Genomic DNA, 14,119 nt, shown 5'->3' on the forward strand with positions numbered 1-14,119 from the left:
TCGTCCGGCGCGTAGCATCAAGGCAGCGGAAGCACGTAATGAACGGCAAGGAGCGCGGTGAGCGAGCAGAGCCCGCAGCAGGAATTTTCCGGTCTTCGGATGGGAAAGCCGTTCGGCATCCCGGTCTATGTGTCGTGGACGTGGTTCATCGTCGCGGCCTTCATCACCTGGATGTTCGGCGATCGGGTGCGGGCCATGCTGCCCGAACTCGACGCCACAGCGGCCTACGCCGTCGCCTTCGTCTTCGCCGTGCTGCTCTACGTCTCGGTCCTGCTGCACGAGCTGGCCCACAGCGTGCTGGCCAAGTCCTACGGCCTGCCGGTCCGCCGGATCACCCTCTACCTGCTCGGCGGCGTGTCGGAGATCGAGAAGGAGCCGCCGACGCCCGGCAAGGAGTTCATGGTCGCCGCCGCCGGCCCGGTGCTGTCGCTGGGCCTGGCCGGGATCGGCCTGGCCGCCGACGTCTTCCTGGTCAACGGCGGCGGCATCCCCGAGGTGCTGATCTGGCAGCTCTGGGTGGCCAACCTCATCGTCGGCGTGTTCAATCTGCTGCCCGGGCTGCCGCTCGACGGCGGCCGGATGCTGCGCGCCGGCGTCTGGAAGCTGACCAGCAACGCCGGCTCCGGCACGATCGCCGCCGCCTGGGGCGGCAGGGTGCTGGCCGTGCTGCTGGTGGTCTCGCCGATCGCCATGTCGCTGATGAGCGGGCAGGAAGTGGACCCCCGCGACCTGCTGTGGCCGCTGGTGCTGGCCTCCTTCATCTGGCTCGGCGCCACCCAGTCGCTGCGCGTGGCCCGCATCCGCGCCAGGATCCCGCAGGTCAACGCCCGTACCCTGGCCCGCAGGGCGATCCCGGTCGTCGCCGAGACCCCGCTGTCGGAGGCGCTGCGCCAGGCCGCCGAGAAGCGGGCCGGCGCCCTCGTCGTCGTCGATCATGAGGGCCGCCCCGTCGCGATCGTGCACGAGGCGTCCGTACAGGCCACTCCCGAGCACCGCCGCCCCTGGGTGAACACCGGCTCCATGGCCAAGTCGCTGGAGCCGTCCATGGTGCTGGCCGCCGATCTGACGGGGGAGGCGCTCATCGACGCCATGCGCGAGGCCCCGGCCGGCGAATACCTGCTCGTGGAGCGCGGCGGCGAGATCTACGGAGTGCTCGCCACGGCCGACGTCAACCGCGTCTTCAGCGGCGTCTGATATGTCCCACTCGTATAACCGGCAGCCCCCGGCTAGTGTCGTGTCCAGTGATCAGGTGATTCCGGATCGCACCCGGCGGTTCGAGGATGAGACGGCTGGCCGATAGTGTTCTGTTCGGCCAGGTTTATTGCGGTCCACCGGTCCACCGGTTCACCGAATCGAGACGGGGGCGGCCGCGACGCCGCCTCGCCGTATGGGTATGCGTATGGCTGGTGGCCGGCACGGCAGTGCGGGTGCCGTGAGATCGCCGGCTTCCGGGGAGGAGAATTGAGTGACCGAGCGCAGCGAGGGCACCGATGAGCGCAGCGCGGTCGTCATGAAGGAGGAGTCATGACGGGCCAGGGCTTCGGGGCGGTACGTCCGCTTCCCGGAGATGGGCTGGTCGCCTATCTGGGCGGGCTGTTGCTGGTGTGCGACGCGGCCGAGGCCGCGACCGATGAACTGCTCAAGGCACTACGCGAGACGGCCGCCGCCGGGGGCGACGGCAGAGCACTCGCCAGGCGCGCCGCCCAGGTGCTCGCGGCCAACATGACCGGCGACCCCGCCACCTGCGCGGTCGCGGGGCCGGTCGACGGCGGCGTGGCCGTCCTGGTCAGCGGCTCCGCCTCGGCCACGGTCACCACGGCCTCCGGCGAGACCCGGCTGGCCGGCAGCGACTCGCTGACCTGGGCCGACCGGCTCATCAACGGGCCGGTCCAACGCGTATCACTGAGCCTGCCCGGCGGGGGTGAGCCGCATCCCGCGGTCAGCTTCGACGGCGGCGTGGTGCACGGCGGCGGTCTGACGGGCGACTTCGGTGAGGTCGCCGAGCGGCCCGCGGCGCAGTCCAGGCCGCTGACCAGCGAACTGCCCAACACCGCCCTGCACTTCGAGCCCGACCTGGTCGTGCCGCCTCCAGTGCAGATGGCCCCCTATCCGCTGTCGGGCAACGACCAGCCCGCCACCCCCTCGGCCGCCGGCCCCTCGGGCCCGCAGCCGTTCTCGGGCCCTCAGCCTTTGTCAGGCCCGCAGCCGTTGCCGGGCGCCCAGTCCACCTCAGGGCCGCCGCCTCCCGCGCTGGAGCAGCCGCCGCCGTTCCTGTCGGCGGTCCCGGACCCGCCGCCCCCGGCCGAGCAGCCGAGCGGCTTCCCCACCTTCGACGAGCCCGCGCCCGCGCACTCAGGCAACGGCACGATGCCCGAGTACGAGCAGCCCTCTTCCCCCTACGACCAGCCGCGTGAGCAGTACGACCAGCCACGCGAACATTTCGAGCAGCCCTCTTCCCCCTACGACCAGCCACGGGAGCACTTCGAACAGCCCCGAGAGCTGTTCGAGCAGCCGCCGCCTCCGCCCGCCCAGGAGGAGCACGGCGACCGGCAGCTCGTCTACGGCGTCGACTGCAAGAACGACCACTTCAACGACCCACGCGTGCCCTACTGCGCGGTCTGCGGCATCGCGCTCGTCCAGCGCACCCTCGTGCCGTACAAGGGGCCGCGGCCCCCGCTGGGCGTCCTCATCCTCGACGACGGCACCGCGCTGCCGCTGGAGAGCGACTACCTGCTGGGACGCGACCCCGAGCGCGCGCCGGAGGTGGCGGGCGGCACGGCCAGGCCCGCCAAGGTGACCAGCCCCGACGGGTCGGTCTCCCGCAGGCATCTGCGGGTGGCGCTCGACGGCTGGGACGTCAACCTGGTCGACCTGGGGTCGGTCAACGGCACCCAGATCCAGCCGCCCGGCGACCCCAACTTCTACGACATCCCGCCCAACGAGCCCGTCACCATCGTCCCGGGCACCACGGTCCGCGTCGGCGTCTCCCGCACGATGCGCTTCGAGGCCCACCGGGGATGAGCCCTTCGTCCTGAACCTTCCCGAACCTTGCTTGAACGCCCGTGCTCCTGGTGGGAGTGCGGGCGTTCTGCTGTGACCCGCGATCGTGCGCTGCCCGGGACCGTGCGCTGGCCGCGACCGTGTACTGGCCGCCGACGCGCCAGCCGCCTCCGTGCATCAGCCGCCACCGGCCGCCGACGGAGCCGCCACCGGCCGCCGCCATGCGCCAGGCCCGCGTGCGCCAGGCCCGCGTGCGCCAATGGGCCCCGTGCGCTGTGCGCCTCCGTGCGCCACCCGCTGGCCGCCCAGGGCTGAGGGCCTTCAGGAGGGCCTTCAGGAACGCGGCGTCGGTCCTCTCGCCTTGGGGCTTCTCGATCCTGAGCCCTCGCGTCTCTGGGGCTTCTCGCTCCTGGGCCTCTCAGTTCGGGGCTTCTCGCTCCTGGGGACCTCTGGGTCGGCGGCTTCTCGTCCCTGGGCCCTCGCGTCCTCAGCCCTGTCCGCTTCGGCCGTGCCGTCTCGCTTTGGTCGCGGATCTGGCTCATTCCGGGCGGCCGACGCCGGTCGGCCAGGAGCGTGCCGGACGTCGCGCGGGGAGCGGTCAGGAGGTCGTCCGTGCGAGGCACGTTTGGAGGTCGTACGGCTGAGGTGCGCGCTCAGGTGGCGTGCGGCTGAGGTGCGCGCTCAGGTGGCGTGCGGCTGAGGTGCGCGCTCAGGTGGCGTGCGGCTGAGGTGCGCGCTCAGGTCCTACGGCTGAGGTGCGCGTTCAAGAGGCCGTACGGCCGAGAGCGGGCGTTCATGAGGTCGTACGGGCGAGATAGGCGTTCACGAGGTCGTCGACCGGCAGTGACAGGTCGAGGGCGACGCCGCGTTCGTCGGGGCCGAGGGGTTCGAGGGCCGCGAACTGCGAGGCCACCAGCGACTCGGGCATGAAGTGCCCGGGCCGGTGCGCCACCCGCTTCCTGATCATGTCGACGTCGCCGTCGAGGTGCAGGAAGCTCACCTCGGGGGCGGTCTCCCGCAGCAGGTCGCGGTAGTGGCGCTTCAGCGCGGAGCAGGCCATCACGGCCCCGGTGCCGGCGTGCTCGGCGAGCCAGGCGCCCACCGCGCGCAGCCACGGCAGCCGGTCGGCGTCGTCGAGCGGCATTCCGGCGGTCATCTTGGCGACGTTCGCGGGGCTGTGGAAGTCGTCGGCGTCGGCGAACGGCACCCCGAGGCGTTCGGCGAGCGCGGCGCCGACGGTGGACTTGCCGCATCCCGTCACCCCCATCACGACGATGAGCTGCGGGCGGGGTGAGTCGTCCATGCGGGGTGACCTCTCGGGCTCGGATGCGCGTCAGACTGGACAGCTTGCGTCATATCAATCAAGCTGAGAAGCCGAATAAATCATACCTTTGACGACGAAGCATGTGAGGCATGTGAGCAGGGGCTTCACGGACGAGAGTCTGCACGGCAGCGTGCTCGACGAGCTGGGCGGCCTCGTGGTCGCGGGCGGCTACGCCGCCGGTCAGGTGCTCAGGATCGAGCAGCTGGAGGCCAGGTTCGGGGTGTCCCGTACGGTCGTGCGCGAGGCCGTACGAGTCCTGGAGTCGATGGGCCTGGTCAGCAGCCGCCGGCGCGTCGGCATCACGGTGTCCCCCCGGACCTCCTGGAATTTGTTCGACCCCCGCGTCATCCGCTGGCGGCTCGACAGCGGCGAACGCGCCTCGCTGCTCCGCTCCCTCGGCGAGCTCCGCCGCGGCGTCGAACCCCTCGCCGCCGCGCTCGCCGCCACCCACGCCACCCCCGAGCAGTGCGGCCGGTTGACGGAGGCGGTCATGCGGATGGCCGTCCACGGCAGGTCCGGCGACCTGGAGTCCTACCTGGCCGCCGACATCCTGTTCCACCGGACGCTGCTCGAAGCCTCGGGCAACGACATGCTCGGCGCGCTCACCACGGTGGTCACGGAGGTGCTGGCGGCTCGTACGCACCATCACCTGATGCCGGCCTTCCCGGAGCCGGCGGCGATCCGCCGGCACGCGGAGGTGGCCCAGGCGATCCAGGCCGGAGACCCCGCGGCGGCGCGAAGCGCGATGGGTGACATCGTCGATGAGGCGACAAGCGCCATGCTCGGGCAAGACGTCTGACGCGCGGTGGTCGCGGAGCGACGGCTGAAACACGTCGGTCGCGGAGCGACATCTCACACGCGCCGGTCGCGAGCGACAGCTGACGCGAGGTTGCCGGGGTGGTGCCGCTGATGCGTGATCGCGCAGGCGATGCGCCATTGGTGCGGGCACACTCGTCGTTCCCTGGGTCGGCCAGATGCGAAATATGCCGACGATTACCGCGGTGCCCGGCGGCCGCGGCGGGTGTACGAACTAGGCGGTCCGCAAAGCCGCTTCCGCGGCAAGCAGGCCGGCCACTCGCGCCAGGCCCCGCCGGTCAGGGCCTCCGGGCCACTGATCGCCGGGGAGCCCCTGAGCAGCGGGGCCGCGCGAGCCGCGACCCCGCCGCGGGCGTCCGGAAGGCCGCTTTCCCCCATTCTGTGGAAATCCCGTAATTTCCAAGTTTGGGCATAGAAAAGCGGCGAAGAATCTCCTGGAACCGCAGCACGGAAACGGCCGCCGCACCCATCGGACTCACCCGTAGGTCATCCGTATTCTCGCGATCCGGCCCGTACCGAACCCGGCCCGGCGGCACCCGTCACCCGCGGGAGAACGCCTGCACGCCGCGTAACAGCCGGATGGCCGCCTCCAGCCCGCTGGCGGCCTCCAGAGCCCGGCCCGAGGCGGTGGCGAAGCGGCTCAGCAGGTGCTCCTCCGGCTCCCCGAACCGGCGCCCCGCCACCCACAGGAACACGTGCTCCCTCGTGGCGAGCGGCACCGGCATGGCCAGGAACCCGGGCTCGCCCATCGACGCGTCCGGCACGATCAGCAGCCGGACGGACCGCGTGGCGAGCGTCTTGAGCACCCCGGACTCCTCCAGCCACGGGCGTACCCGCAGCGGATCGACCGGGGGCGCGTGCACATTGACGGCCTGGGCGACCTCCCGTAGCGCGTCCACCCGTACGAAACCCGCGTAGGCCGTTCCGGTGACCGCCGCGGCGGTCCCGCTCAGCCTGTCGATCAGTCCCGCGGGGTCCAGGCAGGAGAACGAGGCGATGAGTTCGCGCATGGCGACGTCGACACGGTTGTAAGTCATCGCTGTATCCCTCGGGGGAGGGGAAAGTGAGATCGCGCAGTGTGATCACGCGTATCTCAGGGGCGGTGACCCCGAGTCTCGCCGTGGCCGTGTCACTTGACCACCCCCAAACCGGAAACCGGGATTTCCGGTCAGCTGGGACGCAGGCGCAGCCACTCCACCTCGTCCGCCCGGCTCCCGTCCTCCTTGGGGAACAGCTCCCGGTGGAGCGACTCCCGGACGAACCCGGACCGCTCCAGCACCCGGTGCGAGGCCGTGTTGCCCACGTCGGTGCCGGCCACGATCCGGTGCAGCGGAGTGTGGGTGAACGCCCAGTCCACCAGCAGGCGTACGGCCCGCGTCATGAACCCCCTGCCCCGGAACTCCGGCTGCAGCGAATATCCGATCATGCCCTGCCCGATCATCGGCACCACCTGTACCAGTTGCAGGTGCCCCGCGAACTCCCCGGACACGGCGTCCCTGATCGCCAGCTCGATCCGTTGCCCGGACACCCACCAATAGCCGGTGTTGCGGAAGCGCCGTTCGTTGTCCTCCACCGTGGTGGGCGGCCCGAAGCCGTAGGCGGCCACGCTCGGCTCCCGCATCATCCGGTGGAATTCGGGGGCGTCGGCCACCTCTATCGGCGTCAGCCGTACCACTCCGTCACTCAGCTCACCGCCGTCGAAGAACGGCAGGTACGGCTCGGCCGCCACGCCTGAGTCGCGCCGGATCCTGGCCAGCGTGATGATGTCGGTGCGGCGCCCGTCACGTCCCACCTTGGCCTCACGCCTGCGCCCCTCCTCCTGGAAGCCGGCCTTGTAGGCGACCCGCAGGCTGGCGATGTTCTCCACCTCGGCGTGCAGTTCGACGCGTTCGACGCCATGGTCGAACACCCACTCGGTCACCGCCCGCGCCGCCTTGGTCACCACGCCCTTGCCGCGCGCCCACGGCGCGGCCAGGTAGCCGATCTCCGCGACCCCCCACGGATCGGGCGGCCGGACGCCGATGGCGCCGACGTAATGGCCGTTCTCGGTGATCGTGAACTCCGCGCCGCCGTCCGCCCACTTGCGCTCCGCCGCCCGCAGGTAGTCATGCGCGTCCCGCAACGTGTACGGCGACGGCAGCACATGCAGGAAGCGCGCCGTCACCGGGTCGTCGCAGGCGCGCGCGATCGCCTCGGCGTCGGAGCCGGAGGGGGAACGCAACACCAGGGAACCGGTAGAGATCACTTCACGCGGAAACATCCCTCATAGATATCGCGCGTCAAGGCGTGCTCGAAAGCCCTATAACCTTGCCGACATGGGTTTCCGCAGGCATGGGCCGTTCCAGGCGGGGGATCAGGTGCAGCTCACCGACCCCAAGAACAAGCGCCACACGATCACGCTCAAAGAGGACGGCGTCTTCCATACGCACAAGGGCGCCATCCCCCACAGCGACCTGATCGGGCAGCCCGAAGGCTCCGTGGTGCGCTCCTCCGGCGGCACCCAATACCTCGCCTTCCGCCACCTGCTGCAGGACTACACTCTGGCCATGCCGCGCGGCGCCGCCGTGATCTACCCCAAGGACGCCGCGCAGATCGTCGGCATGGCCGACGTCTTCCCCGGCGCCCGGGTGATCGAGGCGGGGGTCGGCTCCGGCGCGCTGACCTGCTTCCTGCTGCGCGCGGTGGGCCCCGAGGGTCATGTCACCTCCTATGAGCGGCGCGAGGAGTTCGCCGACGTCGCGCGCAAGAACGTGGAGAAGTTCTACGGCGGCCCCATGGACGACACCTGGCGGCTCGTCGTCGGCGACCTGGTCGCCTCGATCGACGAGGTGGACGTCGACCGCGTCATCCTCGACATGCTCGCCCCCTGGGAGTGCGTCGACGCCGCCGCCAAGGCCCTCACGCCGGGCGGCGTCATCTGCTGCTACGTGGCCACGACGACCCAGATGTCCAAGACTGTCGAGGTCATTCGCGATCACGGGAGTTTCACCGAGCCCCATGCGTGGGAGACCCTGGTTCGCGACTGGCATGTCGAAGGGCTCGCGGTAAGACCGGATCATCGGATGATCGGCCACACCGGTTTCCTCGTCAGCGCCCGTCGCATGGCGGACGGTGTGGCGCCGCCACCACGCCGCCGACGACCGAAGGGGACCACTGAGGAACTATGACAATTTGGCCACGAGGGTGCGTTGGTGCGTGACACGGGAACAGATCGCCGTGTTCCTATGCTGCCAGTATTAAACGCACTATTAGGGATTATTCGCCGAACACTGAATGTCACACGACGAACACTGCCCGGCCAGGTTACGGAGGGGCCCGAGATAGGTAAGGTCCTTAGTAGTCGCCCTCGACTGGGAAGGAGGTGACGGGGCGTGGCAGCTCGCGATGATGCTGAGGCTCGAGCCGCGCAGCGCGAACGGGAGGTCGCTGATCTTTCAACACAGGTCTCCTTCCTCCAAGAGGAGATCACCGCGCTGAGGCGGAAGCTGGCCGAGTCACCCCGTCAGGCCAGAGTCCTTGAAGAGCGTCTCCACGAGGCGCAGGCGAACCTCGCGGCCGTCACCGGCCAGAACGAGCGCCTGGTCGCCACACTCAAGGAGGCCAGGGATCAGATCGTTGCCCTCAAGGAAGAAGTCGACCGGCTGGCACAGCCGCCATCCGGGTTCGGCACCTTCCTGGAGGCCAGAGAAGACGGCACGATCGAGGTGTTCACCGGCGGCCGCAAGCTGCGGGTGAACGTCAGCCCCGCCGTCGACGTCGACTCGCTCCGGCGTGGCCAGGAGGTCATGCTGAACGAGGCGCTCAACGTGGTCGAAGCCCTCGGCTACGAAGAGGTCGGCGAGATCGTGATGCTCAAAGAGCTCCTCGACCAGGGGCAGCGCGCACTGGTCATCTCGCACGCGGACGAGGAGCGCGTCGTGCGTCTCGCCGAGTCACTGGTCGGGCAGCCGATCAGGGCGGGCGACTCGCTGTTGCTCGAACCCCGCTCGGGCTACGTCTACGAGCGGATTCCCAAGTCCGAAGTCGAAGAACTCGTGCTCGAAGAGGTCCCCGACATCTCCTACGAGGAGATCGGTGGCCTGATGAGGCAGATCGAGCAGATCAGGGACGCCATCGAGCTGCCCTACCTGCACGCCGACCTGTTCCGCGAGCACAAGCTGCGCCCACCCAAGGGCGTTCTGCTCTACGGCCCGCCCGGCTGCGGCAAGACGCTCATCGCCAAGGCCGTCGCCAACTCCCTGGCCAAGCAGGTCGCGGAGCGCACCGGCCAGGAAGGCAAGAGCTTCTTCCTCAACATCAAGGGCCCCGAGCTGCTCAACAAGTACGTCGGCGAGACCGAGCGGCACATCCGCCTGGTCTTCCAGCGGGCTCGCGAGAAGGCCTCAGAGGGCACCCCGGTGATCGTGTTCTTCGACGAGATGGACTCGATCTTCCGCACCCGAGGCTCCGGCGTCTCCTCGGACGTCGAGAACACCATCGTTCCCCAGCTCCTTTCGGAGATCGACGGTGTCGAGGGCCTGGAAAACGTCATCGTCATAGGCGCCTCCAACCGCGAGGACATGATCGACCCGGCGATCCTGCGGCCTGGCCGCCTGGACGTCAAGATCAAGATCGAGCGGCCCGACGCCGAAGCGGCGAAGGACATCTTCTCCAAGTACCTCATCTCCGAACTGCCGCTGCACCCCGACGACCTCGCGGAGCACAGCGGTTCCCGCGAGGGCACCATTCACGGCATGATCCAGAGCGTCGTGGAGCGCATGTACACCGAGAGCGAAGAGAACCGCTTCCTCGAGGTGACCTACGCCAACGGCGACAAGGAAGTCCTCTACTTCAAGGACTTCAACTCCGGCGCGATGATCCAGAACATCGTCGACCGGGGCAAGAAGATGGCCATCAAGCAGTTCCTCGAGAGCGGCCAGAAGGGCCTGCGGGTGCAGCACCTGCTCACGGCCTGCGTGGACGAGTTCTCCGAGAACGAGGACCTGCCCAACACCACCAACCCGGACGACTGGGCCCGCATCTCCGGCAAGAAGGGCGAGCGCATCGTCTACATCCGCACGCTCGTGTCGGGCAAGCAGGGCGCTGAGGCGGGTCGCTCCATCGACACCGTCGCCAACACCGGCCAATACCTGTAAGAGGCTGCTGAGAAGGGCCGCGCGGTCTCCGCGCGGCCCCTTCTCATGCCGCCCCATCTTCTCCGCGTCGCCGAGAGGCCCGTGTGAAAATTGGGACCAACGGAACCAAAGTGATCGTTGTGCCGTCCAACAGGGCGTGCAACCACCCAACCGGCCGAGGCGCTCACCCGGAGAAGGCCGGCTGGCCGAACTCGATCTGCTCAGGTTCGTCGCCGCCCTGGCGGTGCTGGCCTTCCACTACCTGATCGCGTTCGCCTCCGTCTGGGGAGACCGGCCCGCCGAGCTCTTCCCCGCCGTCGCCCCGTTCGCCGGGCTCGGCATCCTGGGCGTGGAGTTATTCTTCGTCATCAGCGGCTTCGTCATCCTCATGAGCGCGTGGGGGAGGGGGCTCGGCGCGTTCGCCCGGAGCAGGTTCGTCCGCCTCTACCCGGCCTACTGGCTCAGCCTCGCCGCCGTCGCCGCTCTCTACGGCCTCACCGGCGCCAAGGTGCTCGACCCCAAGCTTTCGCCTGGCGAGTATCTGGTGAACGCCAGTATGTTCCAGCGGCTGTTCAAGGTCCTGGACGCCAGCGGCGTCTACTGGTCCCTCTGGGCCGAACTCCGCTTCTATCTCCTCATGGCCATCCTCGTGATCATCGGTGTCACCTACGGCCGCGTCATGATCTTCGCCGGTGTCTGGCTGGCCGCCGCCCTCGGCGCCGAACTGCTCGGCAACGAGGTGCTCAACGAGATCGTCATGCCCCGCTACGCCCCCTACTTCGCCGCCGGCATGGCCCTCTATCTCATCCACAAACACCGCAACGCCGTGCTGCCCTGGCTCTACGTCGCCTGCGGCTACGTCCTGGCGGTGCACTCCGCGCTCGAACGCGTCCACGGCCGGATCAAGGTCGCCGGATTCAAGAGCATGCCCGTCAGCGACCTCAGCGTGATCATCACCATCACGGTCATCTTCGCCGCGATGTCGTTCGTCGCCCTCGGCGTGTTCCGGCTACGACCGTCCAGAACGCTCACTGCGCTCGGCGCGACGACCTACCCGCTCTACCTGTTCCACTCGGTCGTCGCCGTGGCTCTCATCCCCATCCTGGCCACCAGAATGGCCCCCTGGGCCACCGCCCTCACCACCACGCTCGCGGCCGTGCTCCTGTCCTACCTTGTCTACTCCCTAGCCGAACGCCCCATCCAGCGTCTTCTTAAGCCCCGCGCACGTCCACAAACCCCCCCAGTTCCCGCCGTAAAGGTGGAAAAGACTGCGGTGCCATAACTCTGTGACCCTGGGGCACTGTGAAGGGCATAGGCTCGGGCATATAAACGGCGGATAGGCAGATCCGGACGAACAGAGGGTGTTGCATGACGGTGCGTCGGGTGATGGGCATCGAGACCGAGTACGGCATCTCCGTACCAGGTCAGCCAGGCGCCAACGCGATGGTCACCTCCTCGCAGGTGGTGAACGCCTACCTGGCGGCTTCCGCCGCCAGGGCGCGCAGGGCGAGGTGGGACTTCGAAGAGGAGAACCCGCTGCGCGACGCTCGCGGCTTCGACCTGGCCAGAGAGGTCGCCGACCCCAGCCAGCTCACCGACGAGGACCTCGGCCTCGCCAACGTCATTCTCACCAACGGCGCCAGGCTCTACGTCGACCACGCCCACCCCGAATACTCCACCCCCGAGTGCACCAACCCGCGCGCCGCCGTCCTCTGGGACAAGGCCGGCGAACGCGTCATGTACGACGCCGCCCAGCGGGCCTCCGCGATCCCGTCCAACGCGCCCATCCAGCTCTACAAGAACAACACCGACGCCAAGGGCGCCAGCTACGGCTGTCACGAGAACTACCTCATGCGGCGCGCCACCCCCTTCGCCGACATCGTCCGTCACCTCACCCCGTTCTTCGTCTCCCGCCAGGTCGTCGTGGGCGCGGGCAAGGTCGGCATCGGACAGGACTCGCGCGGCGAAGGCTTCCAGATCAGCCAGCGGGCCGACTTCTTCGAGGTCGAGGTGGGCCTGGAGACCACGCTCAAGCGGCCGATCATCAACACCAGGGACGAGCCGCACGCCGACCCGGAGAAGTACCGGCGGCTGCACGTGATCATCGGCGACGCCAACATGTCGGAAATTTCGACATACCTGAAGTTGGGCTCCACCGCCCTCGTCCTCGCCATGATCGAAGACGGCTTCCTCAGCCGCGACCTCGCCGTCGAGAACCCCGTACAAGCCCTGCGCGCGGTCTCCCACGACCCCACCTGCCGCTACGAGATCCCCCTGCGCGACGGCCGCAAGCTCACCGCCATCCAACTGCAGATGGAATATCTCGAGCAGGCCCGCAAGTACGTCGAGGAACGCGGCACCGCCCAGGAAGAGATGAACAAGGACATCCTCGACCGCTGGGAATCCGTCCTCACCCGCCTGGCCGAAGACCCCATGCAGCTCTCCCGCGAACTCGACTGGGTCGCCAAACTCGAACTCCTCGAGGGCTACCGCACCCGCGACTCGCTCACCTGGTCCCACCCCCGGCTGCAACTCGTCGACCTGCAATACTCCGACATCCGCCCCGACCGCGGCCTCTACAACCGCCTCGTCGCCCGCGGACGCATGCAGCGCCTGGTCACCGAGGACGACGTCCAGCGCGCCGTCGAGAACCCACCCACCGACACCCGCGCCTACTTCCGCGGCCGCTGCCTGCGTCAATACAGCGAGTCCGTCGCGGCCGCCTCGTGGGACTCGGTCATCTTCGACATCCCGGGCCGCGAATCCCTCCAGCGCGTGCCGACCCTCGAACCACTGCGCGGCACGAAGGCCCACGTGGGCGAACTCTTCGACCGCTGCCGCACCGCCGCCGACCTGGTCGCCGCCCTCACCGGCGGAGACTAGCCGCCGTACGCCTCCATCCGGGGGCTGACTCCGTACAAGCCGATTTTTTACGGCAAGCACGGGAAGGCGCCAGCGCGCGCACATGGCCGGGCCCCGTCCAGGGGAACGCTTCTCCGGCGATACACGGCCGGGCGCCGTCACGTCGCGCTCCCGGCCATGGGCGTTCTTCCCGCACCCGGAGGCGTCTCCTCAGAGCAGGCCGATGCCCAGCGTCAGCGTGCCTGCCGCCAGCGCCGCGCCCCCTACCACCGTCAGCCCGATGAGCTTGCTCGGCTTGGTGTCGCTGGGACGGACCACCGACAGGAAGAAGCCGAGCGGCATGAGGATCGGGGCGGCCACGATGAGGATGCGGACCAGGCTCTTCAGGCCGTCCGAAAGGTCCGCCTGATCCACGTAGAGCATCGCCACGAGGCTGAACAACACCAGCACGCCCGCGTGAGCGTGGCCGGCCCGCCAGAGGCTGCGGCGCACCGGGTTGTCGTTGTAGCCGGGCACGTTCCGCATGAGGAACGTCAGCAGCGAGACGCCGCCGAAGGCCACCGCCGGGACTGTGATGAGAAGCACACCTGCGGTGCTCAGGGACGAGGGGGACATCGAAACCTCCTGTGGGACAGGGGCCTCATTATTGGATAGGGGGACTATCTAGTCAAGTCGGCAAGATCGCGGGGCCTTGGGCGCGAAATGTCGCCCGGTTCGGGGAAGATATGCCTAGAGAGCAGTCCCCCAAGCGGAGGTAGGTAGGACATGGCAAGCAAGGACACGGGTGGCCAGAAGCAGGCCGGTCGGCGCGAGAGCGAGGTCGAGGAGACCGAGGCTTCGGCGGCGCCGGATGTGCAGGAGCGCCAGGAGAAGCTGACCGACGATGTCGACGCAATTCTGGACGAAATCGACGAAGTTCTCGAAGAGAACGCAGAGGAATTCGTGCGCTCTTATGTCCAAAAGGGCGGAGAGTAGGGCAAAACGGACATCGAAATCGGGAGGA

At 68.7% G+C, this 14,119-nt stretch carries 12 protein-coding genes; 8 read left to right on the forward strand and 4 right to left on the reverse strand.

The features are described 5' to 3' along the window. The first annotated feature begins 57 nt into the window (after positions 1 to 57). Together ACQP2T_RS25060 and ACQP2T_RS25065 are read left to right on the forward strand one after the other, a co-directional pair. Positions 58 to 1,194 (forward strand): site-2 protease family protein, encoded by a 1,137-nt coding sequence (locus ACQP2T_RS25060; protein ID WP_433518478.1) that lies wholly within the window; start codon positions 58 to 60, stop codon positions 1,192 to 1,194. Between the two features lie 330 nt (positions 1,195 to 1,524). Continuing rightward, positions 1,525 to 3,021, forward strand: a complete 1,497-nt coding sequence (locus tag ACQP2T_RS25065; protein ID WP_433518479.1) for an FHA domain-containing protein — start codon at positions 1,525 to 1,527, stop codon at positions 3,019 to 3,021. A 772-nt stretch (positions 3,022 to 3,793) separates the two neighbouring features. Here the strand turns inward: ACQP2T_RS25065 and ACQP2T_RS25070 are convergent. Beyond that, on the reverse strand, positions 3,794 to 4,303 hold the full coding sequence (locus tag ACQP2T_RS25070) for a gluconokinase (RefSeq protein ID WP_433518480.1): 510 nt from the start codon (positions 4,301 to 4,303) through the stop codon (positions 3,794 to 3,796). Positions 4,304 to 4,415: 112 nt separating this feature from the next. Between ACQP2T_RS25070 and ACQP2T_RS25075 the strand changes: the two genes are divergently transcribed. Further along, positions 4,416 to 5,123: a FadR/GntR family transcriptional regulator gene (locus ACQP2T_RS25075; protein ID WP_433518481.1), complete on the forward strand. Its 708-nt coding sequence runs from the start codon at positions 4,416 to 4,418 to the stop codon at positions 5,121 to 5,123. A gap of 556 nt (positions 5,124 to 5,679) precedes the next feature. Here the strand turns inward: ACQP2T_RS25075 and ACQP2T_RS25080 are convergent. Together ACQP2T_RS25080 and ACQP2T_RS25085 are read right to left on the reverse strand one after the other, a co-directional pair. Further along, on the reverse strand, positions 5,680 to 6,177 hold the full coding sequence (locus ACQP2T_RS25080) for a hypothetical protein (protein ID WP_433518482.1): 498 nt from the start codon (positions 6,175 to 6,177) through the stop codon (positions 5,680 to 5,682). A 131-nt stretch (positions 6,178 to 6,308) separates the two neighbouring features. Beyond that, entirely contained in the window at positions 6,309 to 7,364 is a 1,056-nt protein-coding gene (locus ACQP2T_RS25085; protein WP_433518483.1) for a GNAT family N-acetyltransferase, read from the reverse strand. A 91-nt stretch (positions 7,365 to 7,455) separates the two neighbouring features. On the opposite strand from ACQP2T_RS25085, the gene ACQP2T_RS25090 reads away from it, so the two are divergent. From ACQP2T_RS25090 to dop, 4 genes are all read left to right on the forward strand, one after another. Then, a complete protein-coding gene (locus ACQP2T_RS25090) occupies positions 7,456 to 8,307 on the forward strand; it encodes a tRNA (adenine-N1)-methyltransferase (protein WP_433518484.1) in 852 nt (283 codons plus the stop codon). A 204-nt stretch (positions 8,308 to 8,511) separates the two neighbouring features. Beyond that, positions 8,512 to 10,275, forward strand: a complete 1,764-nt coding sequence (gene arc, locus ACQP2T_RS25095; RefSeq protein ID WP_225291277.1) for a proteasome ATPase — start codon at positions 8,512 to 8,514, stop codon at positions 10,273 to 10,275. Positions 10,276 to 10,411: 136 nt separating this feature from the next. After that, positions 10,412 to 11,536 (forward strand): acyltransferase family protein, encoded by a 1,125-nt coding sequence (locus tag ACQP2T_RS25100; RefSeq protein WP_433518485.1) that lies wholly within the window; start codon positions 10,412 to 10,414, stop codon positions 11,534 to 11,536. Between the two features lie 86 nt (positions 11,537 to 11,622). After that, a complete protein-coding gene (gene dop, locus ACQP2T_RS25105) occupies positions 11,623 to 13,137 on the forward strand; it encodes a depupylase/deamidase Dop (RefSeq protein ID WP_433518486.1) in 1,515 nt (504 codons plus the stop codon). 189 nt (positions 13,138 to 13,326) lie between these two features. Here the strand turns inward: dop and ACQP2T_RS25110 are convergent, their stop codons facing one another. Then, entirely contained in the window at positions 13,327 to 13,731 is a 405-nt protein-coding gene (locus tag ACQP2T_RS25110; protein ID WP_433518487.1) for a hypothetical protein, read from the reverse strand. Positions 13,732 to 13,881: 150 nt separating this feature from the next. On the opposite strand from ACQP2T_RS25110, the gene ACQP2T_RS25115 reads away from it, so the two are divergent. Next, positions 13,882 to 14,091, forward strand: coding sequence for a ubiquitin-like protein Pup (locus ACQP2T_RS25115; protein ID WP_225291274.1), 210 nt, complete (start codon positions 13,882 to 13,884; stop codon positions 14,089 to 14,091). Positions 14,092 to 14,119: the final 28 nt, after the last annotated feature.

The sequence above is a fragment of the Nonomuraea sp. CA-143628 genome (genome assembly GCF_050942315.1).
In the GTDB taxonomy this organism is placed as follows: Bacteria; Actinomycetota; Actinomycetes; order Streptosporangiales; family Streptosporangiaceae; genus Nonomuraea.